The 25422-nt window shown below is 64.5% G+C and carries 23 protein-coding genes; 9 read left to right on the forward strand and 14 right to left on the reverse strand.

Annotated features, from left to right (window positions below; genetic code table 11):
• Positions 1–43: 43 nt before the first annotated feature.
• Entirely contained in the window at positions 44–1873 is a 1830-nt protein-coding gene (gene ggt / locus M1D93_RS19085) for a gamma-glutamyltransferase (protein ID WP_461173003.1), read from the reverse strand.
• 279 nt (positions 1874–2152) lie between these two features.
• Here ggt and M1D93_RS19090 point away from each other — a divergent pair, with 279 nt between their 5' ends.
• From M1D93_RS19090 to M1D93_RS19100, 3 genes are all read left to right on the forward strand, one after another.
• Entirely contained in the window at positions 2153–2641 is a 489-nt protein-coding gene (locus M1D93_RS19090; RefSeq protein WP_461173004.1) for a universal stress protein, read from the forward strand.
• Between the two features lie 146 nt (positions 2642–2787).
• Positions 2788–4104 carry an ATP-binding protein gene (locus tag M1D93_RS19095; protein WP_461173005.1) on the forward strand — a complete coding sequence of 439 codons (1317 nt, stop codon included), beginning with the start codon at positions 2788–2790 and terminating at the stop codon, positions 4102–4104.
• Positions 4105–4122: 18 nt separating this feature from the next.
• Positions 4123–5376 (forward strand): low temperature requirement protein A, encoded by a 1254-nt coding sequence (locus tag M1D93_RS19100; RefSeq protein WP_461173006.1) that lies wholly within the window; start codon positions 4123–4125, stop codon positions 5374–5376.
• Here M1D93_RS19100 and M1D93_RS19105 read toward each other — a convergent pair.
• From M1D93_RS19105 to M1D93_RS19130, 6 genes are all read right to left on the reverse strand, one after another.
• Positions 5354–6007, reverse strand: a complete 654-nt coding sequence (locus M1D93_RS19105; RefSeq protein ID WP_461173007.1) for an HD domain-containing protein — start codon at positions 6005–6007, stop codon at positions 5354–5356. The two genes, M1D93_RS19100 and M1D93_RS19105, sit on opposite strands and share 23 nt — an antisense overlap.
• A gap of 60 nt (positions 6008–6067) precedes the next feature.
• Positions 6068–6268, reverse strand: coding sequence for an AsnC family protein (locus tag M1D93_RS19110; protein WP_458780194.1), 201 nt, complete (start codon positions 6266–6268; stop codon positions 6068–6070).
• Positions 6269–6370: 102 nt separating this feature from the next.
• The gene (gene gluQRS, locus M1D93_RS19115; RefSeq protein ID WP_461173008.1) at positions 6371–7267 is read right to left on the reverse strand and encodes a tRNA glutamyl-Q(34) synthetase GluQRS; all 897 of its coding nucleotides are present in this window, start codon (positions 7265–7267) and stop codon (positions 6371–6373) included.
• Between the two features lie 365 nt (positions 7268–7632).
• A complete protein-coding gene (locus M1D93_RS19120) occupies positions 7633–10776 on the reverse strand; it encodes an efflux RND transporter permease subunit (protein ID WP_461173009.1) in 3144 nt (1047 codons plus the stop codon).
• 6 nt (positions 10777–10782) lie between these two features.
• Complete coding sequence (locus M1D93_RS19125) at positions 10783–11241, reverse strand: hypothetical protein (protein WP_461173010.1); 459 nt, start codon at positions 11239–11241, stop codon at positions 10783–10785.
• On the reverse strand, positions 11238–14516 hold the full coding sequence (locus M1D93_RS19130; protein ID WP_461173011.1) for an efflux RND transporter permease subunit: 3279 nt from the start codon (positions 14514–14516) through the stop codon (positions 11238–11240). The genes M1D93_RS19125 and M1D93_RS19130 overlap by 4 nt, the downstream gene beginning before the upstream one ends.
• A gap of 243 nt (positions 14517–14759) precedes the next feature.
• Between M1D93_RS19130 and M1D93_RS19135 the strand changes: the two genes are divergently transcribed.
• Both M1D93_RS19135 and M1D93_RS19140 read left to right on the forward strand, forming a co-directional pair.
• Positions 14760–15437 (forward strand): response regulator transcription factor, encoded by a 678-nt coding sequence (locus tag M1D93_RS19135; protein WP_461173012.1) that lies wholly within the window; start codon positions 14760–14762, stop codon positions 15435–15437.
• A 75-nt stretch (positions 15438–15512) separates the two neighbouring features.
• Positions 15513–15971 (forward strand): Lrp/AsnC family transcriptional regulator, encoded by a 459-nt coding sequence (locus tag M1D93_RS19140; RefSeq protein WP_461173013.1) that lies wholly within the window; start codon positions 15513–15515, stop codon positions 15969–15971.
• Positions 15972–15974: 3 nt separating this feature from the next.
• On the opposite strand, the gene M1D93_RS19145 is transcribed toward M1D93_RS19140, so the two are convergent.
• The gene (locus M1D93_RS19145; RefSeq protein ID WP_461173014.1) at positions 15975–16430 is read right to left on the reverse strand and encodes an Lrp/AsnC family transcriptional regulator; all 456 of its coding nucleotides are present in this window, start codon (positions 16428–16430) and stop codon (positions 15975–15977) included.
• A gap of 106 nt (positions 16431–16536) precedes the next feature.
• Between M1D93_RS19145 and M1D93_RS19150 the strand changes: the two genes are divergently transcribed.
• The gene (locus M1D93_RS19150) at positions 16537–17202 is read left to right on the forward strand and encodes a LysE family translocator (protein ID WP_461173015.1); all 666 of its coding nucleotides are present in this window, start codon (positions 16537–16539) and stop codon (positions 17200–17202) included.
• Here the strand turns inward: M1D93_RS19150 and M1D93_RS19155 are convergent.
• Complete coding sequence (locus tag M1D93_RS19155; RefSeq protein ID WP_461173016.1) at positions 17199–18176, reverse strand: hypothetical protein; 978 nt, start codon at positions 18174–18176, stop codon at positions 17199–17201. The two genes, M1D93_RS19150 and M1D93_RS19155, sit on opposite strands and share 4 nt — an antisense overlap.
• 154 nt (positions 18177–18330) lie before the next feature.
• On the opposite strand from M1D93_RS19155, the gene M1D93_RS19160 reads away from it, so the two are divergent.
• On the forward strand, positions 18331–18537 hold the full coding sequence (locus tag M1D93_RS19160) for a hypothetical protein (RefSeq protein ID WP_461173017.1): 207 nt from the start codon (positions 18331–18333) through the stop codon (positions 18535–18537).
• A gap of 1 nt (position 18538) precedes the next feature.
• On the opposite strand, the gene M1D93_RS19165 is transcribed toward M1D93_RS19160, so the two are convergent.
• From M1D93_RS19165 to M1D93_RS19185, 5 genes are all read right to left on the reverse strand, one after another.
• Entirely contained in the window at positions 18539–18913 is a 375-nt protein-coding gene (locus tag M1D93_RS19165; protein WP_461173018.1) for a nuclear transport factor 2 family protein, read from the reverse strand.
• Between the two features lie 41 nt (positions 18914–18954).
• Positions 18955–19458 (reverse strand): DUF456 domain-containing protein, encoded by a 504-nt coding sequence (locus tag M1D93_RS19170; RefSeq protein WP_461173019.1) that lies wholly within the window; start codon positions 19456–19458, stop codon positions 18955–18957.
• A gap of 97 nt (positions 19459–19555) precedes the next feature.
• Complete coding sequence (locus M1D93_RS19175) at positions 19556–20755, reverse strand: NAD(P)-dependent malic enzyme (protein ID WP_461173020.1); 1200 nt, start codon at positions 20753–20755, stop codon at positions 19556–19558.
• A gap of 255 nt (positions 20756–21010) precedes the next feature.
• Positions 21011–21595 (reverse strand): TetR/AcrR family transcriptional regulator, encoded by a 585-nt coding sequence (locus M1D93_RS19180; RefSeq protein WP_461173021.1) that lies wholly within the window; start codon positions 21593–21595, stop codon positions 21011–21013.
• Between the two features lie 166 nt (positions 21596–21761).
• Positions 21762–23036 (reverse strand): MFS transporter, encoded by a 1275-nt coding sequence (locus tag M1D93_RS19185; protein ID WP_461173022.1) that lies wholly within the window; start codon positions 23034–23036, stop codon positions 21762–21764.
• A 122-nt stretch (positions 23037–23158) separates the two neighbouring features.
• Between M1D93_RS19185 and rraA the strand changes: the two genes are divergently transcribed.
• Together rraA and M1D93_RS19195 are read left to right on the forward strand one after the other, a co-directional pair.
• Positions 23159–23656 (forward strand): ribonuclease E activity regulator RraA, encoded by a 498-nt coding sequence (gene rraA / locus M1D93_RS19190; protein ID WP_461173023.1) that lies wholly within the window; start codon positions 23159–23161, stop codon positions 23654–23656.
• 106 nt (positions 23657–23762) lie between these two features.
• Positions 23763–25415, forward strand: coding sequence for an MDR family MFS transporter (locus M1D93_RS19195; protein ID WP_461173024.1), 1653 nt, complete (start codon positions 23763–23765; stop codon positions 25413–25415).
• Positions 25416–25422 lie beyond the last annotated feature (7 nt).

Genomic DNA, 25422 nt, shown 5'->3' on the forward strand with positions numbered 1-25422 from the left:
TGGGGTGCCGCCGTCGGTGCTTTACCAGTGATACTTACGGTAATTACGGCGAGGACTTCACCACCAACGCCGACCCTCCGCCGCGACGCGTCGGTTCGGCGGCCGCGACTGTCCTTCCGTCGGAGCGGAATTCGATGGCCGTGGCTGCGCCGAGCTCGGCAACGGAGGTGAAGGCCGGGTGCCCGTACTCCATCAACTGCTTTTCGTTGGCCGCGATGAACGCCGGTTCAGCCTGCGGTGTTGCCGAATTGCGCTGCGACGCGCGGGGTGCCGCGAGCGCCTCCGAGATGCTCATGCCGAGGTCGATCCTGTTAATAAGTGTCTGCAGGACAGTAGTGATGATGGTTGCGCCACCAGGTGAACCGAGTGCCAGGAAGGGTTCACCATCCTTGAGGACGATGGTCGGCGACATGGACGAGCGTGGGCGCTTGCCGGGCTCTATCCGGTTCGGGTCGGTTTCGCTGTATACCGGCGAGAAGTCCGTCAGCTCATTGTTCAGGATGAAGCCGCGGCCCGGGACCACAATGCCGGATCCGCCGGTCTGCTCGATGGTGAGGGTGTACTCCACCACGTTGCCCCACTTGTCGGAGACTGTGAGGTTGGTGGTGTTCACGTTCTCCGTGTCTGACGTGCCTGAAAGTGCTGCCGGCTCAGCAGGGCAGGCGCCGTTGTAAGAGTTCACGTCTCCTGCAGGCACCGGCTTCGGCGCAGCCTCTGCCGGGTCAATTTCACAGGCCCGTTCCTTGCCGAAGACCGGGTCCAACAATTCTTCGGTGGGAACGTCAACAAATGCCGGATCGCCCACGTACTTGCCGCGATCCGCGAATGCGAGCGCGCTTGCCTCAAGGTAATGATGGAGGACCTTGGGCTGGTCCTCCTGCAGAGACGGCAGGTCAAACACTTCAAGGATGTTCAGCGCCTCGCCGACAGTCGTCCCGCCACTGCTGGAGGGTGCCATGCCGTAGACGTCGTAGCCGCGGTAGTCCACGTGCGTTGGATACTGGTCCAAAGCCTCGTAATCATCCAGGTCTTCAGTGGTCATGACGCCGGCAGGCCCGGGCAGGGTGTTGGGATCCGGATTGGTGGGCGCGTTCCGGACAGTGGACACGATCTCCTCAGCCATCTCGCCCTCATAGAAGACGTCCGTTCCCTCTTCACCCAGCATCCGGTAGGCGTCCGCCAGATCCGGGTTCCGGAGGGTGGACCCCACGGCGGGTGCGTCATTGTCGGGTCCAGGCAGGAAAAGTTCCCTGGTTGCCTCGAACGGCAGGAAGCGGTCCCTGTTCTCCAGGGTTTGCTGGCGGAACGTCTCGTCCACCACGAACCCCTCCGTCGCCACGTCGATAGCGGGCCGCAGGACTTCGGCCAGGCTGAAGGTCCCCCACCGATCGAGTGCCCGCTCCCACGTGGCCGGGGTACCGGGTACCCCTACCGAGATTCCGCTGGTTGCCTGCTTGGTGAACGGATAGGCCTCGGTGGTGCCGGGCTTAACGAAAGCGTCCCTCGGCATGGCCGCGGGGGCAGTCTCGCGGCCGTCAATGGTCTTCACTTTCTCCGTTTCGGCGTCGTAGTACACGAAGTAGCCACCGCCGCCGATGCCGGCGCTGTAGGGTTCGGTCACGCCGAGGGTGGCTGCCGCGGCGACAGCGGCGTCCACTGCGTTGCCCCCCTTGCGAAGGACTTCGATGGCCGCCGCGGAGGCGTCGAGGTCAACAGTACTGACAGCTCCGCCATACCCCTTGGCGGTAGGGGTCTTTTCGAAGTCGTCGGCCTCCCACGCGTGGACAGATGCCGGGCTTGCCAATACTCCAGTCGTCACGCTCATCGCCAGCGCCGCCGTTGTGGCAGCTACCCGGCGTCCCAGATGTGGCATGGGTTGCTCCTGAATGGGTTTAGTGAGATGGCTCACACGCTACTCCTCGCGTCGTATACTCTCAACGGCTGCGCCTACCCTGCTGCATGCCTTCGGAGCCGGCGTTCCGTGGTGGTACACGCCCGCCCTCTTGACCTGCGCCGGGTGCGGGTCTAACCTCAGCGCCATCCTGACGTTTCAAAGCTTGCGGGGGAGCATCGGCAAGGCGCGTTTACTGCCTGTCCTGGTCCCTCAGCTGCCACGGGACGCGTTCAGGCATACCGGTCAAGGAGGACCGTGATGAGCAATCAGGAAGCAAAAATTGTTGTTGGCGTGGATGGCTCCGATTCCTCGGTGCTGGCCCTTCGTTTGGCGGCCCGGCTGGCGCCGGCACTCGACGCGCGCATCCATGCTGTGGCCTGCTGGGATTTCCCGAAGATCTATGCCGGCTACGTTCCGCCCGATTTCGACGCCTTCGAAGCAGCCGCACGGCAGACCTTGACCGAGGCCCTGGGCAAAGCGTTCGGGCCGGAAGCGCCTGTTGAGGTCAGCCAGGAGACGCTCCGCGGCCCCGCGCCGGCCAAACTGGTCGAAGTCGGCGCTGACGCAGCACTCCTGGTGGTGGGCCGCCGCGGGCACGGCGGTTTCGCCGGTATGCACCTTGGGTCGGTGAGTTCGGCATGCGTTTCGCACGCCGCCTGCCCGGTCCTGGTGGTGCATGTCGACAGCACCCCCCGCCCCCACCATCTTTGGAGAGGTTCCAAGGATAAGAGGGCCGCGAAGCTCTAGCCCCGGACCTCCTTGGCGTAACGCAACGCCCTGCAACTCCCGGCCGGGCGCTGATCCCCTATGCTCAGCAGAGTGCCCCTTGGCGCAGGCGCCCGCAGGGGTGGCGTTATCTGAGCAGTTCAACGACGAACCATCCGGGAGACAGTATGACCAACTGGCGGATCAGGGACTTCCACTCAGCTGACCTGGACGGAATCCTGCATCTCTGGGAAACCCTCAAGTCCCATAATGTCGAACCCGTCTACGCACTGTCCGAAGTCCTCGCATCGTGCGAAAAGGACCACGCCGTGGTGGCGGTGCAGGGAGAGCAGGTGGTGGGTGCCGCCGTCGGACGCGCCGCCCACGACCAGGGCTGGATCGTTTTCCTGGCCACGCTGCCCGAATACCGCGGCCGCGGGATCGGCACCTCACTGCTGGCCGCCGTCGAAAACCGGATGGCCCCGCACGGGCTGAACAAGCTCTCGGCACTTATGCCGGAGTCGGAAACCAGGGTGGAGGCGTTCCTGGGCCGCGGCTTCGCACTGAAAAAGAACCTGCGCTACTTCGAGCGGACCATTCCCGTCCAGCGCCAGGAACTCGGCGCCCTGGGCCAGCTGGGCGGGCGCGTCCTGGCCCGCGACCTGTGGGAAAACGTGGCCGGCATGCGCAAGGAAAAGGAACTGCTGGAACGCCGCCTGGTCCTCCCCTTGGCCGAGGCCGACCTCGCCGATGAATTCGGTGTCGTTCCGCCCCGTGCCGTGGTGCTCTTCGGCCCGCCAGGTACCGGTAAAACCACCTTCGCCAAAGCCATCGCCTCCCGCCTGGAGTGGCCCTTCGTAGAGGTCTTTCCCTCCCGGCTCGCCGCTGACCCGCAAGGCCTGGCCGGGGCGTTGCGCGAGACCTTCCTGGAAATCGCCGAACTGGAGCACGCGGTAGTGTTCATCGACGAGGTGGAGGAGATCGCCTCCCAGCGCTCGGGCGAGCCGCCGTCGCCGCTGCAGGGCGTCACCAACGAGCTGCTCAAGATCATCCCGGCCTTCCGCGAACAGCCCGGCCGCCTGCTGGTGTGCGCCACGAACTTCATCCGGGCCCTGGACTCCGCCTTCCTGCGGCACGGCCGGTTCGACTACGTCATTCCCATCGGCCTTCCCGACCGGCAGGCCCGCGAAGCCATGTGGCAGCGCTTTATCCCCGCCCCGGTGGTGGACGACGTGGACGTGGAACTGCTGGTGGAAAAAACCCAGGGCTTCTCCCCCGCGGACATCGAGTACGCCGCCCGCAGCGCCTCCCAGCGCGCCCTTGAGAAGGCGGTGTACGACGACGGCGGGCTCGCTTCCGGCGGCGCACATTCCGTCCGGGAGGCAGTGCGGAAGGGGCCCTCCACCCAGGACTACCTTGACGCCATTGGTGATACCCGCACCACCGTCAGCGCCGAAGTGCACCAGGACTTCCTCGAGGACATCGACGCCCTGGGCCGGGTGTAAGGCAGTAACGTTTGAGGCATGTCCTCCAACCCCCTCCGGCATGCCATGGCGCGCATGGGCGGCCGCGATCCACATGAAAAGCACCGCGCCGCAACGCCGCTTGAACTCTTTTTCGACCTGACGTTCGTGATCGCCTTTGGGGTGGCGGGGAGCCAGTTTGCCCACGAAATCGCCGAAGCGCACTTCGTCGCCGGCCTGATGGGGTTCTCCTTCGCGATGTTCGCGGTCATCTGGGCATGGATCAACTTCACATGGTTCGCCAGCGCCTACGACACCGATGACTGGATCTTCCGCGTGGTCACGATGATCCAGATCGTTGGCGTCCTGATACTTGCCATGGGTATCGAGCCCATGTTCCATTCCCTGGTGGAGGGAAAGCATGTAGACACCGCGGTGATCGTGGGCGGCTACGTGATCATGCGGCTGGCACTGGTTGCGCAATGGCTTCGGGCAGCCAGGCAGGACCCGGCCCGCCGCGAGACGTGCCTGCGCTACGCCAAATACCTTGCCCTGGTGCAGCTCGGTTGGATCGCGGTGCTGATCATTGAGGCGGACGTTCCCACTACTTTCTACATGATTGTCCCCTTGATCGTCCTGGAAATGGCCACCCCGTACGCCGCGGAGCGCAATGCCCGGACCCCGTGGCACGCCCACCACATTGCCGAGCGGTACGGGCTGCTGGCCATCATCGCCCTGGGTGAATGCCTCATCGGCGCGATCGAGACGCTCCGCGCCATCGTGGCCAACCACGGCTGGAGCGTGGACGCCGCGCTGGTTGGCTTTGGCGGTACAGCCCTGGCTTTCGGTATGTGGTGGATTTATTTCATGCTTCCCGCCGGACGCGCGCTGCATCTGCGGCGTCACCGGTCATTCCTGTTCGGCTACGGCCACATCCCCATTTTCGCCGCGATTGCCGCCACCGGCGCCGGGCTGCACGTGGCGGCCTACTTCATCGACCACGAGGCACACATCAGCGGCGCAGTTGCGGTCGCCAGCATCGCGGTTCCGGTGGCACTGTTCAAGGGTTCGCTGACGTGGCTGTACAGCGTGATGGTGGGCGCGGACCGTACAGTCATCACCGTGGCGGCAGGCGTACTGGCGGCGCTGGCCGCATCAGTCGGCATGGCGGCGGCAGGAGTTTCGGTTCCGATATGCCTGCTGGTGATCGTGCTGGCGCTCGGCATGTCGATCGTCATTGATGAGCGCCGCGGTTCCGACCGGCTGCATCACGCCCTGGAAAAGCTCGAGACTACTGCTCCCCGCCAGTCCTAGCGTCCGGCGCCGCCCCGCCGGCGGCATCCGGCTCCCCGTAGGACAGGTTTTCGTAGTCAGTGGTGTCTTGCTCGTCCAGCTGGTTGTCCAGCTCCTCCAGCAGCCACGGATTCACCCGGGCGAGGATCTTCCGGACCTCCTCCACCTCGACGGCGGCGTACAGGACGGGACGGGCATCGCGGTACTTGGTGACAGGAGGCTTGTCCGGCCATTTTTCCGCCAACGCCCGGACCCTCTCGGGCAGTGAATTGTGGGCGTTATCGGCAATCTTGACCAATGCAGCGTCGTGGTCCTCGGCGATTTCGCGGATCCCCGCCTGGTAGTCGTCCGGGTTCTCGTGCAGCCGGCTGGTGACGCGTTCGATGATTTCGACGGCCCGCTCGGAGACGCCCATGTCCAGCAGCGCCTGGCGGGTTATGGGCGTGTCTTCGGCAATATCGTGCAGGTAGCCGGCGATCCGGATGTCGTCGTCGAAATCGGCGAGGGCGTCGCCAACGGCGAGGACATGTTCCCGGTACGGGCGCTTCAGCTTGTCCTTCTGCCGGTTGTGGGCCACTTCGGCGAGGACCTTTGCGGTCTCAACCGTGAATCTGGGCGCCGGGCTCTGCTCCGCGGCATGCTGGTCTGACATGTCCTAAGCGTAGGCCGAAGCGGTTGCTTAGGTTCAACCGACTGCGGGCGTTCCGCGCGGCTACTGCTTGCCGTACTTCCGGTGGACTGCCTGCTTGCTGACTCCCAGGCACAGCGCGATTGCTTCCCAGGACAATCCGGCCTGCCGTGCGCTCCGTACGAGCGAGGATTCCGTTCGGCTCACTTCCTTCTGCAGCTCAGCGACGGCGTGCAGCGCCTCTGCCGGCCCCATTCCATCCATTGATCCCACAAGGGTCTTCATGCGGTCCACCTCCATAGCGTCAACATTAGTTGACACTGTGGAGGTGTGTCAACGTTTGTTGACGAGGGGTCGCTGCCAGCGTCCCGACGGGGAGGCCGTGGATCAGCGCCCGGAAGTCAACATCCCTCTCCACACCCACGGTTCCCGCGGCAGGGTGGACGGGTCGAAGGCCGCCAGGGCCTTCTCAAGTGGACCCGAGGGCAGTCCCAGGGACTCCAGCAGCCGGTCCCGAACAGCAGCGGCAGAACTGCCCGCATCTGCCAGATCCCGCAGGGCCACCGCGCCATCGCGCTTTGCCAGCCGGGCGCCGTCGGCGTTCACTACCAAGGGAACATGCGCATATTCCGGAACTGGAATATGCAGCAGTGAGGCGAGGAATGCCTGCCGCGGCGTGGACGGAAGGAGATCGTCTCCGCGGACCACTTGATCGACGCCCTGCTCTGCGTCGTCCACCACCACGGCCAGGTTATAGGCGGTCACACCATCGTTGCGCCGCAGCACGAAGTCGTCCACCACGCCGGTATAGGGGCCGTGGAGCAGGTCGTGGACACTGTATTGCGCGACGCCGGCGCGCAGCCGGATGGCAGCGGGCCGCGTGGAGCGCCTAAACTCCAGCTCGGCGGGATCGAGGCGGCGGCAGGTCCCTGGATAAGCACCCTGCGGCGCATGGGGCGCGGACGGGGCTTCCTGGATTTCACGCCGGGTGCAGAAGCACTCGTAGGTCAGTCCGGCAGCCTCCAACCGGGAGATAGCGGCGGCGTAAAGATGGCCGCGCGCCGTCTGGCGGACCACCGCGCCGTCCCAGGCAACACCGATGGCCGCCAGGTCCCGCAACTGCGCAGCTTCAGCTCCGGCCCGTGCGCGGTCCAGGTCCTCCACGCGGAGCAGGAACTTCCGGCCTGTGGACCGGGCGAACAGCCAGGCAAGGAGTGCAGTCCGAAGATTCCCTACATGGAGCTCGCCGGAGGGACTGGGGGCAAAGCGGCCTGCGGAGGTCATGGGTCAACCCTATGCGGGAAGGCTAAGGGCGAAGGGACAACACAAGAGCCCCTCAGCTACCGGCGCCGGTAATCCGACGTTCGGTAGCTCAGGGGCTCTTGCCGTGTTTGCAGAATGACCGTGGTGTGAACAAGTGTCAATCAGCGGCGGCCTCCTTGCGGGAAGCGGTGTCCAGTTTCCGGGTGGTGTGCCGGGAGCCTGTAAGCCTGAGGGAATCAGCGGTAGCTTGTGCCTTCGTTGCCACTATTTGAGCACAAAAGAGGCGGGGATCACCAACAGGCGCTGTTTCCATTGATCACTTTGACCAACGGCCCGCGCCCGACGGGGGTCAGATTGATCGATATGCTTCCACTCTGCCAGGCGGCCTATCCCACCGGCGCGGGAGCGGGGGCAGCGGGGGGCTGCTCAGCCTTGGCCCGCCGTTTCCCAAACCGCAGGTACAGGGATGGCAGGATGAAAAGGTTGAGGAGCGTTGAGGACACCAGTCCGCCGACGATGACTACAGCCATGGGATGTTCGATTTCATGGCCGGGGATAGTGCCCATCATGATCAGCGGCACCAACGCCAGCCCGGTGGCGAGCGTCGTCATCAGGATGGGCGAGAGCCGTTCCCCCGCGCCCCGCAGCACCAGTTCGGGCCCGAACTTTTCATTTTCGTATTTTTCAAGGTGCTGGCAATGGCTGATGAGGAGGATGCCGTTGCGCGCCGCGATGCCCATAACTGTCAGGAACCCTACGATCGAGCCGAGCGAGAGAACGCCGCCGCTCAGGTAGGCCGCGAACATTCCGCCGACGAGTGCAACAGGGAGTGTAAACATGATCAACGCAGCCAACCGCCAGCTGCCAAATGATGCCTGGAGCAGCAGGAAAATGACCAGGAGAGCAACCGCGGCAAAGGTCAGGAGCTGCCGGGTGGCGGCTTCGCGTTCCGCGAACTCCCCAAGGACCTCGGCGTGGTAGCCGGCGGGGAATTCCACCTCGGCGAGCTCTTCCTGTAGTTTCGTCACCAAGGTACCCAGCTCACCATCCGATGCTGCATTGGCACTGATGTCGATCCTGCGTGAATTGTTGTTCCGGTCAATAACGCCCGGAGTTGCGTTAACCCTTACGTCCGCCACCTCGGCGAGCCGGACCGGCACTCCGGATGGAGTATCGATGGGCAGGTTGCCGATACTGGTTACGTCTGAACGGGTCTCCGGGGAACTCCAGATGCGGACGTCGAAGACCTTGCCTTCCCGCCACAGGTCGCCCACTTCCTCGCTGGCCACCATCGCTGCCGCAGCCCGCCGGACGTCGCCGGGCTTGACGCCGTGACGCTTTGCCGCTTCGAGGTTGACCTCGACGTCCACCTGCGGAATATCCACCTGCAGCGATACGTGCTCCTCGACGGCCTCGTCTATGCCTCCCATCACCTCCTCGACTTCCTTGGCCAGCTCGCGCAAAGTTTCCAGGTCATCGCCGTAAACCCGGACTACAACCGCGTCGCCTTCGCCGGTGAGGACCTCACGGATCCGCTCCTTCAAGTAGGTCTGTACGTCGCGGTGGATCCCTGGATATCCGTCCACTACTTCCTGCACGGCGGCCAGGGTCTTGTCGTAGTCGGCCGAGGGATCCACGCTGATCCAGTTCTCACCGAAGTTCACCCCCACCACTTCATCTGCCGCCAGTGCCTGCCCGATGTGGGCGCCGCAATTAAGGACTCCCTCTACCGCCAGCAACTCCCTGCAGGCCCGTTCGCTGATGCGGACCTCCTCGGCCAAGGACGTGCCCGGTTGGGTCACCCAGTGCATGAGGAAGTCGCGTTCCTTGAACGAAGGCAACAGTGCCTGGCCCAGCAACGGGGCCACCAGGACGCCGGAGAGAGTCAGGGCGGTAAAAGCGAGGTAGCCGGGCCCTGGGCGCCGGATAACCCGGGCCATGAGCTTGTGGTAGCCGCGCTTGAGGACCCGGACCAATGGCGGGTCCCGCGGATCCAGCGGAGCCTTGCGCAGGAAGATGAGCGCAAGGGCTGGAGTGACCGTGAGCGCCACCAGCATGGAGGCGAAAACTGCCAGCGTATAAGCGCTGGCCAGTGGACGGAAGAAAGCCCCGGTTAGTCCTTCGAGGAAGAAGATGGGTACCGCGGCCACCACAATGATGAGGGTGGCGTACACGATTGGTCCGCGGACCTCCATGGAAGCCTCCAGCACAACGGATGCCGTGGACCGGCCGCTTCCGCTTTCCCGATGCTGCCTCAACCGTCGAATGATGTTTTCAATATCGATGATGGCGTCATCCACCACAACGCCCACGGCGATGACCAGCCCGGCCAGCACCATGGTGTTCACCGTGCTGCCGGTCATCATGATGACCACGCCTGCGGTGATGAGGGACAAGGGGATGGCGATCAGGCTGATGAGGGCCGTCCGCCACTGGAAAAGGAAGGCTCCCAGCACCATCATGACCAGCACGATGCCCAGCAGCAGAGCCAGGCTCAGGTTTTCCAGCGACTGTTCGATGAAGGTGGCCGGCCTGAAAATGGCGGTGTCGACGTCGATTCCCGACAACGCCGGAGCCATCTGCGCCAGCGCCTCCTCCACTCCCCTGGTCACTTCGAGGGTGTTGCCCCACGGCAGTTTCTCCACGATAAGCATCAGGCCTTCGCCGTCGTTGATGACGGCGTCACCGATCAGGGGGTTATGGTCCATCACGACGTCGGCCACGTCGCCCAGGCGCAGGGGGTTCCCGTCGCGTTCCTGGATAGTGATCTTGGCGAGATCCTCAGGGGTTTTGATGGGCAGGACGTGTGAAATGCCGACGCGCTGGTTCGGAGTTTCAACAACGCCGCCGGTACCTACCATGTTGCCGGATGAGTGTTTGAGCAGTCCGGCGTGCATGGCGTCATTGGTGGTTGACATCACCTGTTCCAGGGAAACCTTTTCGGCCAGCAGCCGGTCAGGCTTAACGCGCACCTGGAGCGTTTCCTTCCGTTCACCCCAGATGGCAACGTTGGCCACCCCCGGAACGGAGAGCAGGTGTGCCCGCAGCTTGTAGTGGGTCAACATGGACATTTCGATCAGGCTCAGCTCGTCCGAGGACAAGCCGATTTTCATGACCCGGCTCGTGGAGGACAAGGGCTGCAGCATCACCGGTGGCGTGGCCCAGCTGGGCAGCGTCGGCGTGACCGTTGCGACTCTTTCCGAAACCAGCTGCCGCGCCTTCAGCAGATCAGTACCGGGATCGAAAATCATCAGAACTGAGGACAGCTGGGAAACCGACTTTGACCTCAGCTCGTCCAGCCCCTCCAAGCCGTTGAGCGCGTCCTCAAGCGGAACCGTGACCAGCTCCTCCACTTCCGCGGCGGTCAGGCCCAGGGCGGCGGTCTGGATTTCCACCCGGGGCGGTGCGAACTCGGGAAACACGTCCACCGAAGCTGAACTGATCTGGACGGCACCAACCATCATGATTCCGACGGCGAGCGCTACCACCACCGAGCGGAACTTGAGACTGAAAGCGATGAGCTTGCGCATAGCTGGTCAGTGCGCCGTATCCAGTTCAGCACCGAGGAGTTCGGCTGCCCCTACCGTTACGATCCTGGTGCCAGGCTGGGGCCCGCTGGCCAACTTCACGGCGGGAGCCTCGATCCGTTCAACCGCCACGGGTGCCCGGACGAACACCAGCGGCTCCGGGTTGGTGTAGACCCAGGTGCCGCCAGTGGCGTCATAGATCAGGGCCGAGTAGGGAACCTGGAGTTTACCCTCGACGGTTTCCACCGAGCCTGTAGCCACCCCCAGCCGTTCTGCAGCTTTCTCCGTCAAGGTGATGCGGCTGACTTCCTGCCCTTCAACCTCTTCAAGGGTGGCCGCTTCCAGGCCGGTTGCGGCCGGTGCCGCCTCAGGCACTTCCCCGCATGCGGCCACAGAGCCACAGACCAGGCAAGCCATAACCATGGCCCCGGACAGATGGCGCTTCCAAGGCACTTTCGCAGTCGTCATGATACTTCCGTTCTTGCAGGGAGCCCCGCGGCGTCGGTGGGGCCTTGTGGCTTCAGGGGATCCTCCGGGGCGCCAGTGCCAAACAGGATCAGGAGGGTTGGCAGGACAAACAGAACAAGCAGGGCGTGTGTCACCAAGCCACCCCATATCACGGCGGCCAGGGGCAGGATGGTTTCCCTGCCAACCACTCCCCCCAGTACCACCAGCGGGATCAGGAATGCAGCGCTGATAACCGCAGCAATCACAAGCGGGACCACGCGTTCCTGGGTTGCCTGCAAAATTGAGGAGCGCGAACCACCCTGTTGGGGGGTTTCCTCCCGCGCCTCAACAGTTGCCGCAGTGTTGGCAGCGCCCGGCGATTGGGCGCGCCGGACCAGCAGGATGGAGTCACGCACAGCCATGGCCAACAGCGCCGCGAAGGCAAGGAGAGTCACCTGGGATCCGATCCCGCCTGTGACGAATGCGCCCAAGACACCGCCTGCCAGGGCGAGGGGCAGCGCAAGGAATACAACCAGTGCCACGCGCCAGCTTCCCAGCGCGGTCTGGAGGAGGACCAGGACACCGATCAGGGCTGCCCCGGCGACGGCCAGGACCAGTTGGATGGTGTCCTGCCGCTCCGAGTATTGGGACGGCACCTGTGCGTGATACTCCATGGGGAAATCAAGGTTCGCCAGCTTGGCGTTGACATCTGACGTGATGTCCCCGGTGGACCTGCCGTCCACCTGGGCTACTACGTCGATGTGGCGGGAGGTATCGATGTGGGTGATGACCGATTCGTTGGGCGCAATGCGGACATCCGCCAGCTCCCCGAGCCGCACATGGCCACCGCCAGGCTTGTCAATGAGCAACTCCTGAACGCTGGTGAGGCTCGAGTTAGTCGCCGGAGTTCCCTTCACCACCACTTGGAAGACCTTCTGCTGCTCGAAAAGGAAGCCGACGTCCACACCCTGCAGCAAGGTGGCTGCTGCACGCCGCACATCACCTGGTTTGACGCCAGCTTGCTGTGCCTTGTCCAGATTAACCTCGATCTCGGCGATGGGCTGGAGCTGGGGAAGGGACAACTGCGGGTCAACCAGGCCAGGCGTGGTGGACATCATCTCCCTAACGTCTTCCGCCGTTTCCCGCAGGACCTGGGGATCGACCCCGAAGACCCTGACCGAGAACTCATGTTCTGACCGGCTGCGTTCCGCATCGAGCCGGTTCTGACCATATGTGACGACGCTGCCGCTGATCCCTGGGTAACCTGCCGCAACTTCCTGCACAGCCTCGGCCACATTCAAGTAGTCGGCGTCCGCCTCCATGGTTACCCAAAGTTCCCCTGAATTTGCCCCAACTACCCGGTCGGAGGTGATGGCACGGCCCACGTGCCCCCCTACATTGGCGACTCCCGGGATGTTCTTCAGTTCTTTGGTGGCAAGTGCGGATATCCGGCTCATTTCGGTGTTCGACGTCCCAGCCATCCCGTCCCACTGCACCAGCAGGATCCGGTCCTGAAGTGCAGTTACCGAGGGCTGCCCGGCAGCCAGGAGCGGAACTCCCGCTACCGCAGCTACCACGAGCAGAGCACCTGCCGCCAACACCCACCGGGATTTTGCGGCGCTCCGTTCGAATGCTGTCCGGATACCTGTCGTGATTTTGCCCGGGAGCTGCGGCGAGCGCTCCTCGCTCCCCATGAAGGTGAGGGCCAATGCCGGGGTGAGGAGCCATGCAACGACCAGGGCGACCGCGAGCGCCAGCAGGAAGGACAGGACCAAGGGAACAAAAAGGGCCCGGTTCAACCCTGTCAGGAACAGCACGGGCAGCAGGACGAGCGCCATGGTAAGTCCGGCGAAGATGATGGCATTGCGGGTCTGCTGGAGGGCGGCAGTAATGAGTGCCATCCGAGGCTCCGTCTTCACCTCTGCCTCCGCCGGGCCGCCGTCCATGCTCCCGCCGTCCGCGGCGTCAGTGGACGTTGCAGCCGCGGCCCGCCCGCCCGTACCCGGGGCGGAAAGCTCCCGCCGCCGGCGTAGCCCGTTCAGGTCAGCCACGAGGTCGGTCACAACCACGACTAGAGCCAGAATCAGCCCGGCGAAGACCATGACGTTCAGCCCGATTCCGAGCACGAACAGCAAGAGCAAAGCTGCCGCCGCGGATACTGTCAGGACAATCAGACCCACAAGGGCCATCCGCCAGGACTTGAAGAAGAGCCCCAGGAGGAGGGCCGCCAGCAACAGGCCGACGATGAAGCCCGTACCCAGGTTCTGCACCGCGGACTCAAGGAAAGTTGCAGGCCGATAGACGCTGGTGTCGACATTGATTCCCGAAAGGCCAGGCTTCAAGTCATCCAACGCCGCTTCGATCGCTGCGGTGATTTCAGCCGTGTTGGCCTCAGGAAACTTTTCGATGACCAGCATGAGGGCGGGGTCCTCATCCACCACTGCGTCACCGATGAGCGGCTGGTGGTTTTCCCTGACTGTTGCCACATCACCCAGTACGAGCGGAGCGCCTGTCACGTTTTCGACGCTGACCTGCGCCAAGTCGCTGGGCGTGGTGATCGGCAGGACATGCTGGATCCCGATGCGCTGGTTATCCGTTTCCAGGAAGCCGCCCGTTCCCGGTGTCGAGGCCTCGAGGAACGTCAGAGGCGATACCCACACCGCATTGCCCGTTGTCCGAATGATCTGATTGAGTGTTACCCCCCGCGCCTGAAGCGCTTGAGGGTCCACTTCCACCTGCATCTGCTGCTCACGCTGGCCCCAGATTGAAAGGTTCGCAACCCCGGGAACACCCATCAGGCGTGGCCTGATATTCCATCTGGCGAGGACGGACATGTCGATGAGCGGAACGTCCGCAGACGACAGCCGGACCATCATGACCCTGCTGGTGGAGGACTTCGGCTGCATCAGAACGGGGGGTGAGGAAACCCGCGGCAGCGAGTGGGCCTGAACCAGGCGCTCGGCAACAAGTTGGCGCGCCCTTGGCAAGTCCGTCCCCGGCTCGAAGAGCAACTGGATGGAGGAAAGGCCCGGAACCGACTGCGACCGGATCTCATCCAGATACGCAACTCCATTAAGGAGGTCCACTTCCATGGGTGAAGTAATCAGTTGTTCGACTTCAAGGGCGGACAGTCCCAAGGCCTCGGTCTGGATCTCAACTTGGGCGGGCTCGAATTCGGGCAACGCGTCTACTGAGGATCTGGGTATGTACCAGAGTCCCATCGCTATTATTCCTGCAGCCAATGCCAAGATCAGCAGCCGGAATTGGAAACTCCATCGTGCAAACAAAACGGTCATCGCTCATCCAAGCTGCAGGGTGGTGGCCTCATTGCCAGTGATCTAAGCTTCCCCCGGCTCAGCACCGGCAGACAGTCCCCAGATTAGTTAGACAGACCCCCAAAATAGGGGGTGTTTTAGCCCGGAAAGGGGGCCAATCACCTATACACCGGGGCTTGGGACGGAGGATACTTTTGGCATACGGGAACCGGGTACTTAACGCGCAACGGGGCGCGTAGGAACCGGTGATTGGGGATAATGGCAATGACGGCAGAAGCTGTTGACGGCGGCGTAGCCCAAACGACCGTCCTCGTAATTGATGATCACACCTCCTTTGCAGAATTGCTGACGTTGGCATTCGACCGTGAACCCGACCTTCAGGGTCTGGGTCATGCCAGGAACGCATCGGTCGGCTTCCATATGTGCCGAGCCCTTCAGCCCGACGTCGTGGTCATAGGCTGTGGCCAGCTGGAGGACCGGGGCCCCGCAATTGCTGCAGAAATCGTTGCCGCCTTCCCGGGAATACGGGTGGTGATGCTGGCCAGCGAGCCCACGAGACAGGGCCTGGCACAGGCGGCCGCTGCCGGGGCCTCCGCGTTCCTGGCCAGGGAAACACCCCTCACCAAGCTCCTTGCTACCGTCCGGCATTCCCACGCCGGGATCATCGAAGTCGATCCGCAGATTCTGGCGGCTTTCGGAGAGCAGGTGCAGCCACCGGACGCTGTGTCGGCTTCGGCCGTGCCCTTGCTGACCAAGCGGCAGCTGGAAGTGCTGCGGCTGATGGCGGAGGGTAAGGATGTGCGGTCGAATGCCAAGACCCTTGGGATCTCCCAGAACACCTGCCGGGGCTACGTCAAAGCCATCCACTCCCGGCTGGGTGTCCATTCGCAGCTCGAAGCCGTGGTGATTGCCCGCCAGCTGGGCTTGGTGCCTTCCGGCTAATACAGTTGGCCCAGCTGACTTTGTCCGCTCCTGAACCGGGGTAACGGTGTTGAATCCTGAAGGAAAGGACGGGCTGTGCAGGAACTGGACGCCACCGACAAGCGCATCCTGCAGGGCCTGGATGAAGATCCGCGTGTCCCCATCATGGTCCTGGCACAGCGGCTGGGACTGGCCCGTGGAACGGTGCAGAGCAGGCTGGAACGAATGACGGCCTCAGGAGCTTTGCGCCCCAACAGCAGCAGGGTGCTTCCCGCCGCGCTGGGACGCGGAGTGGCCGCTGCCGTAAGCGCCGAACTGGACCAGAGCCACCTCAACGAGGCCATTGCCGCGCTGCGCAAAATTCCCGAGGTGCTCGAATGCCACGCGCCGGCAGGGGACACCGACCTGCTGATCCGCGTGGTCGCCACCAGCCCGGACGACCTCTACCGGGTCTCGGAGGAAATCAGGCTTTGCCCGGGCATCGTGCGGACCTCCACCAGCATGTTCCTCCGCGAGGTGATCCCCTACCGCACTACCGGCCTGCTCAACGACTGACAGTTAGACCGGCGGACCGGCGTTCGACTTCAGGTTCTTCATCACCAGGGTGGAGGTCAGCCGTTCCACGCCCGGCAGGGACGTAAGTTCGGCGTCGTAAAAGCGCTGGTAGGCAGGCAGGTCCTCGGCGATGACCTTCAGCAGGTAATCGGGGGAACCGAAAAGCCGCTGCGCCTCCACGATATTGGGGTTGTCCGCTACGCGGTTCTCGAAAACCTCCATCGTGGAGCGGTCCACCTGCCGCAAGGTGACGAACACAATCGCCTCGAACCCCAACCCCACGGCCGAGGGGTCGATATCCGCCCGGTAGCCCCGGATCACACCCGACTGCTCCAGGTCGCGCAACCGCCGGTGGCAGGGCGCGACGGTCAAACCGACCTTTCCGGCAAGCGCGGTGGCAGTCATCCGCCCGTCCTCCTTGAGGTGGCGCAAGATATTTCTGTCTACGTGGTCAATCACGCAAAAATCATACCGCTTACGCCGTCCGGACGGCGAAAAAGGACAGCACTTCCGGGCGGAAAGTATCTAGGGTTTCTCCTGACGGATCCGTGTGGCAGGAGAGACGATGAACCTGGAGTTGTTTTTGGCCTTTGTGCTGGTGGCCGCCGCCCTCGCCTGCACGCCCGGCGTGGATTGGGCGTATTCCATTGCCGCGGGCTTGAGGCAGCGCAGCTTTGTGCCCGCGGTGGCAGGGCTTTGCGGCGGATATGTCCTGCACACGGTCTTACTGGTAGCGGGACTTGCTGCCCTTCTCACCCGGATGCCGGGGGTCCTTGGCTGGATTACCCTGGCCGGCGCCGGGTACCTGATGTGGCTGGGAGTGAGCACGCTTCGTTCCTGGCGCGGCGCCAGCTTCTCGGCCGGGGCCGGTGGTGGCGGCACCACTCGGCTTCGCACCTTCCTGCAGGGCATGGGAACCAGCGGCATCAATCCCAAGGGCCTGCTCTTCTACGTGGCGCTCGTTCCCCAGTTCGTGAGCGCGGAGGCAGCCCTGCCCGTCCCGGTGCAATCAGGCCTGCTGGGCATGACGTTCGTGCTGCTGGCGGGGCTCGTGTACACCGCCGTCGCCCTGCTGTCCCGTACCCTGCTGCAAAGCAGGCCTGGTGCCGCCCGGGTGGTGACCTTGGCCAGTGGGGTGATCATGGTGGTGCTCGGCGCCGTTCTGCTCGGCGAACAGCTCCTGCCCCTGTTGTCCCCAGCCCAATTCACCGGGGGCCAGCCGGCAACTTAATCGTCGCTGAGCTTCTTCCAGTCCTGTTCCCAGATCCGGCGCATCTCCTCGTCCTTCCGGATGGGCACCGGACCGGCGATCTCCCGCTGCGGCACCGGGTCCTCGTGCCGCCGTCCCCAATCCCGCGGGTTGAGGGACCTCCGGCTTGAGTCGAGGAGCAGCAGCGCCCGGTCCGTAAGGGCGTCGTTCCGCAGGGTGAGGTGCGTCTTCCGCCGGCGCAGGACCTCTGCAAGCGCCTGGTTCGCCGCCTCCAGCCGACCCTCCCGCCGCAGTGCCCTGGCACGCACGAGCAACAGCGCAGCGGAGAGATCATCCGCGTTGAGCAGCCCGTCGGTCCAGTCGATCACCGTCCGGCTCCGCCCCAAGGTCAAGGCCAGCGAGCAGCGTGCCAAGGCCATGGGGAGCGACGGCGGCAGCCCGGTGAGGGCGTCCAGCGCCGCCTCTGTGCGCCCTGTCTCCCGCAACGAGTGCGCCAAGGCGAGGAACACTGACTCCTCGCTGAACAGGACGGGAATCTCCACGCGCTCGGCCAGCTCGATGCGGGTGACGATCCTGGTGAGGTAGGTGGACGAATAGCGGTTCGCTTCGTCTTCATTCCTGGTGGTGAGCCCGCGCTGGAGGAGTTCTGATGCGCGCAGGTAGCCGCCCTGCTTGTAGACCAGCAGCCCGGACATGAGATAGCAAAGTCCGGCCCATCCGGGGTAGGCGCGCGCCAGCATGATCAGCTGTTCGGGCTGGCGGCTCGTGAAGACGGCATCGTGCACCGCTTTGGCCGGCTTCGGCAGCATCCGCTTCAGCCTCGGGATTTCACCGTCCACGGAGAGCAACGCCGGGTTGCGTCCGCCGAGTACGCCGGTGAGCAGGCCGCCCACTCCCCCGGCGAGGTCATGAACGGGCGTGCGCAGCTGGGGCTGCCCGAAAGGGGTGAGGTCGCGGGTGTCCCAATAAATCGGTGCAGTATCCCCGGCGGTCATCTTTCCATGCTAACCGGGACCTCCGACGCCCGGGGGCAGGCCTGAAAATCCTGGCGCGGGCACCAGACATTCAGGCGGGCCCTTGTTCCGGCCGGACATTTCCGGAAGGGTGGGAAGCGTCCTTAGCAGTTTCGTTTCCAGCAAGGAGAGTGCCGTGCAAATCGACAAGTCCCAGATCCTCGAGCTCCTCAGGAACCAGGGAGACAATGACAAGGCGGCCCAGGCCGAGACCGAGTTGCCGGACCAGGTGGACACCGACCAGCACGCCGGACTCCTGTCCAAGCTGGGCATCAACCCCGCAGACCTGTTGGGTAAGCTTCCCGGCGGCCTCGGGGACAAACTTGGCGGGCTGGGTTTGTAGCTCAGGGCCTTTCCATAAACCATTCGGTGAAGGAGGTCGCCCGCCCGGACGGGTCGAGGCGCAGGACCCAGAGGTTGTCATAGGTGGTCTGTCCGCCCGAGTACGTGGTGACGCCCTGGATGAAGGCGGTGTCCCCGTCCGTACCCAGCAGTTCCCAGCGGAAGGTCCAGTCGCCTGGTTCGTCGCGGGCGGCGAGCCAGCCGTCAACGATGCCATCCTGCCCCTGCCATGCCTGTGGGTCATGGGGCCGGGTCTCGTACCGCGCGTCCTTGGTGAAGAGTGCGAGGATGTCCTCGGGTTGATTGCTGGTCCACGCGGCCAGGTACTTTTCCATCCACCCGGACACCTGCTCATGCGTTTGGCTTCGCTCGGTCATGGTGCCGTTCTACGCCCTGGCGCATCCGGCCCGCAAGCGCTTCAGCCGTTGGCGGCGGCGATCCACACGCCGACCACCCACGTGCTGGCAGCGAGGCAGGCCAGCCCGAACTCGGCGAGCATGCCCAGCCCGGTCGCTTTGAGGGCGGCCCAGCTGGACGTCGCGGCCGTACTGATGTTCCGGGTGCGGAGGAACTCGCTGAGCAGGAGGCCGGCAGCGAAGCCGACGAAGAGCCCAACCACGGGAATAAGGAACATGCCCACCACGCCCGTGACCAGCCCGGCCGCGATGCTCCGGCTGGGTATGGCATGTTCTTTGAGCTTCCTGCCCGCCAGGACGGCGCTCGCGGCCATACCCCCAACCACGAACACCATGGCAATGGCGAACACCACCCATCCTGCCGTGCCGGCCCCGCCCCAGATGGCCCAGGCCAGCAGGCTTGCACCGATCAGGATGCTGCCCGGAAGCACGGGGATAACGGTGCCTGCCACGCCTACAAGAATTGCCAGGCCGCACAGGACGGTCACCATGGTCTCCGAGTTCATGGACCCAGTCTATGGTTGGGCCCGCTGAGCCTTGCGACGGCGGCGCCTCCAGGGCAGTGGAGGCACCGCCGTCGTAAGTCCCTTTTGGGGAAGGGCGCTACTCCGCTTCCACAGCAGCGGCGACGGCCGCGGTAACAGCCGGGGCAACCCGGGGGTCCAGCGGGCTGGGCACGATGTAGTCGGCCGCGAGGTCCTCCGCCGCGAGCTCCGCAATGGCATACGCCGCTGCCAGCTTCATGGCTGGGGTGATGCGGCGGGCACCGGCGTCCAGGGCGCCGCGGAAGATGCCGGGGAAGGCCAGGACGTTGTTGATCTGGTTCGGGAAGTCGCTGCGGCCGGTGGCCACCACGGCCGCGTACTTCACGGCGACCTCGGGCAGCACCTCGGGGTCCGGGTTGGAGAGGGCGAACACGATGGCGTCCTGGTTCATCAGGGCCAGGTGTTCCTCGGCCAGCTTCGAGGAGGAGACGCCGATGAAGACGTCCGCGCCCGTGAGCGCCTCGGCAGGGCCGCCTTCGAGGCTGCGGGGGTTGCTGCGGCCGGCGATGTCGGCCTTTTTGCTGGTGGCGTCCGCGGCCAAGTCCTTGCGGCCGGAGTTGATGATGCCGCGGGAGTCCAGCAGGACCACGTCCGTAATGCCCGCTGCCAGCAGGATTTCGGCGACCGCGATGCCTGCCGCACCCGCCCCGGAGACCACTACGCGCAGGGTTTCCAGGCCCCGGCCGGTGACCTTGGCGGCATTGGTTAGCGCGGCCAGGGCAACGACGGCGGTGCCGTGCTGGTCATCGTGCATCACCGGGCAGTCGAGCGCCTCAATGAGCTTTTCCTCAAGCTCGAAGCAGCGCGGGGCGGAGATGTCCTCGAGGTTGACGGCGCCGAAGCTGGGGCGCAGGCGGACCAGGGTCTCCACGATCTCGTCCACATCCGTGGTGTTTAGCACCAGGGGAATAGAGTCGAGGTCGCCGAAGGTCTTGAACAGGGCGGACTTGCCCTCCATCACGGGCAGTGAGGCGCTCGCTCCGATGTTGCCCAGGCCCAGGACGGCCGTGCCATCGCTGACCACGACTACCAGGCGCTCGGCCCAGGTGAGCGTGCGGGCAAGTTCGGGCTTGGCGTGGATGGCGCGGCTGACCTCGGCCACCCCCGGGGTGTAGGCGATGGACAGATCGCGCTTGTTGGACAGCGGGACGGTACTGGCGATGGAGAGCTTGCCACCCTGGTGGGCTTCGAAGATCTCCGCTTCGCTCAATGCCGTGGCTGCGGAATTGTCAGTGGTCGCAATTGCGTCAATGGACACGTCGTTGTCTCCTGGTGCTCGCCGTGGTCACACGGCACATGGGGCCCAGGTCCAAACAGACCTGCGGCGGAGTGGTGTGGCGGAAAACCCAAGGGTGGCGGGTCTGTTATGAGCTTCAGGGATTAGCCTTGCTGCTCCATTGGCACCATCGTAGGCAGCGGCATAAAGGGCTTCTGCCCGACTTGACGGCGCTTCTCCGTGACAAAACGTTTTTGCAGGGACGTTCGTGACCCACGTCACGCTAATAAGCCCGATTTAATGGCGGATTGGTCTAGACCTATTACGCGCTGTGGTGGAGTGTGTAGCTGCCTTCGCTGGCTGGAGCGAGCCGGGCACAGGCCTTTCAAAGAGTGAAAGGCGGCGGTTCCGGACGGACTGGACCAGACCAGTGACCGTCAGCAGGAGCACCCGGGCCGCTGTGGCGTCACCGCAGGCCTTTGTCACCACGTTTTCGCCCAAGGCGTCGATCTCGCGCAGGAGGGCTGTGGTGTCCCTGTCCGGAAGGTAGACGCCTCGGCTCAAGCACTGTTCCACGGCTGGCTGCATGACACGCATGTGGAAGATCTCCATCACCAGCCCGCCCAGCGCCCTGCCCCGGAATCTTGCCGCGGCAGTCCGCCCGGCAACCTGCAGTTCCCCAAGCTGGTGGCGGTAGAGCGCGAGCATCAAGTGGGTACTGGTGGGAAAGTAGCGGTACAGCGTGCCCAGGGGCACATCGGCCTTCGCCGCCACCTCGGGCAGTTCCACGGCGTCCAGGCCCTTCCGGGCGAAGCTGCCGGCAGCCTCAAGAATGCGCGAATAGCGCAGCCGCTGGCGTGGAGCTGAGGGCATGGCTGCCATGGGCAGATGGTCTGGAAAGGTCTCAGGCATCAGTATTCCGGGGTTGTGTTTGACGGTGCAGCAGCCAGGAGCGTTCCCATCCGGACCGCCTGCAATCCGGTTCAACTATACGGCAAAGCCCTATGTGCCTCATGGGTCAGGCGCCCTGGTTCCGGCCCGCTGAGGGTCAATCCACCCCTTTGATTTTGACGACGAACACGGCGCCGAGGAGGCCGATGACTGCTGCTGTAATGAACAGGGTCCGATACCCGCCCCAGTGGGCAACTGCCATAAAGGCAAGGAAGGGCGCCACCACCTGGGGCAGCGAATTGGCCACATTGATAACGCCCATGTCCTTGCCCCGGTCGACGGCGAATGGCAGCACCTGGGTGAGCAGCGCGAAGTCCACGGCCAGGTAGGCGCCGAAGCCGATGCCCAGGACGGCAGCTCCGGCCAAGGCACCCGGCCACACGGGGAAAAAGGCCATGATGGCGCCGGCCATGGCGATGGTGGCGGAGGAACCGATAACGAAGGGCTTCCGCTTGCCCACCCTGTCGCTCCAGGGCCCCGCCAGCACCGCGGTGATCATCACCATCCCCGCGTAAATGCCGGTGAGGACCAGCACGCCGGCGGCAGGGTCCTCGTGGCCAATGATGTCCCGCAGGAAAAAGAGCAGGTAGACGATGGTCAGCTGGTTGCCGACGTTCACCAGGAAGCGCGTAAGCCAGGCCCAGGCGAAGTCCGGGTAGACGAAGGGGCTGATGTAGAAGCCACGGATGAAGGTCCTTGGGCGGAATGCCGTCAGCTCCGACTTGGGCAAGGCGGGGTCGTTCCGGTGGAACAGGTACGGCAGCACGGACAGCAGCAAGGCAGCCGCGCAAAGCCAGTAGCCCACCATGAAGTTGCCGGACACCACGGCGCCGAAGACGGCACCAATAAGGATACCCAGCGTCTGGCCCATGGCCGCCAGTCCCCCCACGCCGCCGCGCTGGACCACGGGCACCCGGTCCGGGACGGCGGCCGTGATAGCCGCATACGCGGCGTTGGCGCCGAGCTGGACCAGGCACCAGAAGAGCACCATCAGCGCCACGGTTCCCGATACGGACATCGCCAGCAGCGCGGCCGTGGCCAGCACCGCGCCGGCCAGCACCCAGGGGGCCCGGCGGCCGAAGCGGGATGTGGTGCGGTCCGACAGTGCGCCAAAGAGCGGGTTGGCCACCAGGGACACGGCCGCCCCGCAGGCCGTGACCAGCGACAGGATCGCTTCCTTGGTGGGCGCATCGATGCTGATGGCCTGCTGCCCGATGAAAACGTTGATGGGGCCGAAGAACGCCGCGTTGATGCCCACGTTCACCAGCACCAAACCGGTGACCCACCGGGCCCTGACCTTTTGTGTCGGCTCGGCGAGCGCCGCCGCGGCCCTCACGGGATCCGGCGGAGCAGGTGTATTGGACAGGCTCATGGCAGGCTCCCCCGGGACGGATTGTGATTCTGAAAATCAGACTATCGTGGGCCGTACCTGGCCGCGTTGTCATACGGCGGCCGGAACATCCATTGCGGCAGCCGAGCAACAAGGAGAACCACATGAACGCAGCGTCCACTCCGGCGGAAAGCACCGCCGTCAACACCGCGGACCTCTACGACGAGCGCGGCGACGAACTGGCCTCGGTGTCACTCCAGTTCCAGTCCCTCGGCGGCCGCTCACACTTCAGCGGACAGGTGCGCACCATCCGCTGCTTCCAGGACAACGCGCTGGTGAAGTCCACCCTGGCCACGCCGGGCAACGGCAACGTGCTGGTGGTGGACGGCGGCGGCTCGCTGGGCACAGCCCTGATGGGGGACATGATCGCCGAAAGCGCCGTGGCGAACGGGTGGGCCGGCGTCGTCATCAACGGAGCAATCCGCGACCGTGAAGCCATCGCCGGGCTGGACCTCGGGGTGAAGGCCCTGGGCAGCAACCCGCGGAAGAGCGCCAAGGCCGGTGCCGGCGAAGTGGACGTGGACGTGCAGATCGACGGCGTGACCATCCGGAGCGGGGCCATGATCTGGTGCGACCCGGACGGAATCCTCGTGCAGCGCTAGTCCCCGCAAGGCAGAGATTTCTGCTCTGGCGGGAATAGGCCGGGGCGTAACATAGTTACTGAAAGCAACTATCCGCGCCTGATTTCCTTCCTTCCCTTGGAGCACCATGCCCAAACCCACTGCCGCGCGCGCTGCAGGAGAAACCCTGACCCCGCGCCAAATTGTCACCGTGATGGTGGGCCTGATGCTGGGCATGTTCCTGGCATCACTGGACCAGACCATCGTGTCCACGTCCATATACACCATCGCCAATGACCTGGACGGCCTCTCGCTCCAGGCCTGGGCCACCACCGCGTACCTCATTACGTCCACAGTCAGCACGCCGCTGTACGGCAAGCTCAGCGACATCTTCGGCCGCCGCCCGCTGTACCTGACCGCCATCGTCATCTTCCTGGCGGGATCCCTGTACGCAGGTTCGGTCCACTCCATGACCGAACTGGCACTGGCCCGCGGCGTCCAGGGCCTGGGCGCCGGCGGCCTGTTGGCCCTCGCCCTGACCATCATCGGCGACATCGTCTCGCTGAAGGACCGGGCCAAGTACCAGGGCTACTTCATGTCCGTGTTCGGCATCTCCTCGGTGCTTGGCCCTGTGGTAGGCGGCGCTTTTGCCGGTTCCGCCAACATCCTGGGGTTCGAGGGCTGGCGGTGGGTGTTCTTTATCAACCTGCCCATCGGCCTGGCCGCGCTGGCCGTGGTGTTCCTGTTCCTGCACCTGCCGGCCAAGCACGTGAAGCAAAAAATCGACTACTGGGGTGCTGCAGCCATCACCCTGGCCATCGTGCCGCTGTTGCTCGTGGCGGAGCAGGGCCGCAGCTGGGGCTGGGCGTCCCTGAACTCCTTCCTCTGCTACGGCTTGGGAGTAGTGGGCATTGTCTGGTTCCTGCTCGCCGAGAAGCGCGCCGGCGACTACGCCCTGATCCCGCTGCGGCTCTTCCGGAACGCGACCTTCGGCCTGTCATCGCTGTTGAACTTCATCATCGGCATCGGCATGTTCGGGGCCATCGCGATGCTCCCGATGTACCTGCAGTTGGTCAAGGGCCTCACCCCCACCGAGGCCGGCCTGATGATGATCACGTTCACCGTGGGCATCCTCACCGGCTCCATCACGGCCGGCCGCACCATTTCGGCGTCCGGCACCTACCGGATCTTCCCCATCCTGGGCACGGCCATCCTCACAGCCGCCGCCCTGGTGATGGGCCTGTCCCTGGGCGTGGACACCGGCCTGTGGGTTCCCGGGGTCATTGCGGTGTTCTTCGGCATGGGCCTGGGCTTCTGCATGCAGCCCCTCACCCTTGCCATGCAGGTGTCTGTGCCGCGCCGTGACATGGGCGTGGGCACCTCGTCCGCCGCGTTCTTCCGCTCCATGGGCGGCGCGGTGGGCACCGCTGTTTTCATCTCCATGCTCTTCAGCCTGGCGGCCACCCGGATCGCCGACACCATGAAGTCCGCCATGGGAAGCCCGGAGTACCAGGCCGTCCTGCAGGATCCCGCTGTGGCCGGAGACCCCGCCAATGCCAAGCTTTATGAGTTCTTCCGGGACGGCGCGTCCAACGAATCCCTCAATGACACCAGCTGGCTCCACACCGCCAACAGCACGCTGACCCGCCCCATCACCGAGGGCTTCGCCTATGCCATCGACGCCGTGATGCTCACGGCGGCCGTGCTGACCGGAATCGCCTTCCTGATCAGCTTCGCACTGCCCAACAAGAAGCTGACGGACTCCAAGGCAGTCCCACAGGAACCCGCCGCGGTTCACTGACCTGGCC

The organism is Arthrobacter sp. Z1-9, from assembly GCF_054792695.1.

Coding starts and splice junctions, on each gene's coding strand:
- ggt (WP_461173003.1), bottom strand. CDS start 1,873: ATGCCACATCTGGGACGCCGGGTAGCTGCCACAACGGCGGCGCTGGCG.
- M1D93_RS19090 (WP_461173004.1), top strand. CDS start 2,153: ATGAGCAATCAGGAAGCAAAAATTGTTGTTGGCGTGGATGGCTCCGAT.
- M1D93_RS19095 (WP_461173005.1), top strand. CDS start 2,788: ATGACCAACTGGCGGATCAGGGACTTCCACTCAGCTGACCTGGACGGA.
- M1D93_RS19100 (WP_461173006.1), top strand. CDS start 4,123: ATGTCCTCCAACCCCCTCCGGCATGCCATGGCGCGCATGGGCGGCCGC.
- M1D93_RS19105 (WP_461173007.1), bottom strand. CDS start 6,007: ATGTCAGACCAGCATGCCGCGGAGCAGAGCCCGGCGCCCAGATTCACG.
- M1D93_RS19110 (WP_458780194.1), bottom strand. CDS start 6,268: ATGAAGACCCTTGTGGGATCAATGGATGGAATGGGGCCGGCAGAGGCG.
- gluQRS (WP_461173008.1), bottom strand. CDS start 7,267: ATGACCTCCGCAGGCCGCTTTGCCCCCAGTCCCTCCGGCGAGCTCCAT.
- M1D93_RS19120 (WP_461173009.1), bottom strand. CDS start 10,776: ATGCGCAAGCTCATCGCTTTCAGTCTCAAGTTCCGCTCGGTGGTGGTA.
- M1D93_RS19125 (WP_461173010.1), bottom strand. CDS start 11,241: ATGACGACTGCGAAAGTGCCTTGGAAGCGCCATCTGTCCGGGGCCATG.
- M1D93_RS19130 (WP_461173011.1), bottom strand. CDS start 14,516: ATGACCGTTTTGTTTGCACGATGGAGTTTCCAATTCCGGCTGCTGATC.
- M1D93_RS19135 (WP_461173012.1), top strand. CDS start 14,760: ATGACGGCAGAAGCTGTTGACGGCGGCGTAGCCCAAACGACCGTCCTC.
- M1D93_RS19150 (WP_461173015.1), top strand. CDS start 16,537: ATGAACCTGGAGTTGTTTTTGGCCTTTGTGCTGGTGGCCGCCGCCCTC.
- M1D93_RS19155 (WP_461173016.1), bottom strand. CDS start 18,176: ATGACCGCCGGGGATACTGCACCGATTTATTGGGACACCCGCGACCTC.
- M1D93_RS19165 (WP_461173018.1), bottom strand. CDS start 18,913: ATGACCGAGCGAAGCCAAACGCATGAGCAGGTGTCCGGGTGGATGGAA.
- M1D93_RS19170 (WP_461173019.1), bottom strand. CDS start 19,458: ATGAACTCGGAGACCATGGTGACCGTCCTGTGCGGCCTGGCAATTCTT.
- M1D93_RS19180 (WP_461173021.1), bottom strand. CDS start 21,595: ATGGCAGCCATGCCCTCAGCTCCACGCCAGCGGCTGCGCTATTCGCGC.
- M1D93_RS19185 (WP_461173022.1), bottom strand. CDS start 23,036: ATGAGCCTGTCCAATACACCTGCTCCGCCGGATCCCGTGAGGGCCGCG.
- rraA (WP_461173023.1), top strand. CDS start 23,159: ATGAACGCAGCGTCCACTCCGGCGGAAAGCACCGCCGTCAACACCGCG.
- M1D93_RS19195 (WP_461173024.1), top strand. CDS start 23,763: ATGCCCAAACCCACTGCCGCGCGCGCTGCAGGAGAAACCCTGACCCCG.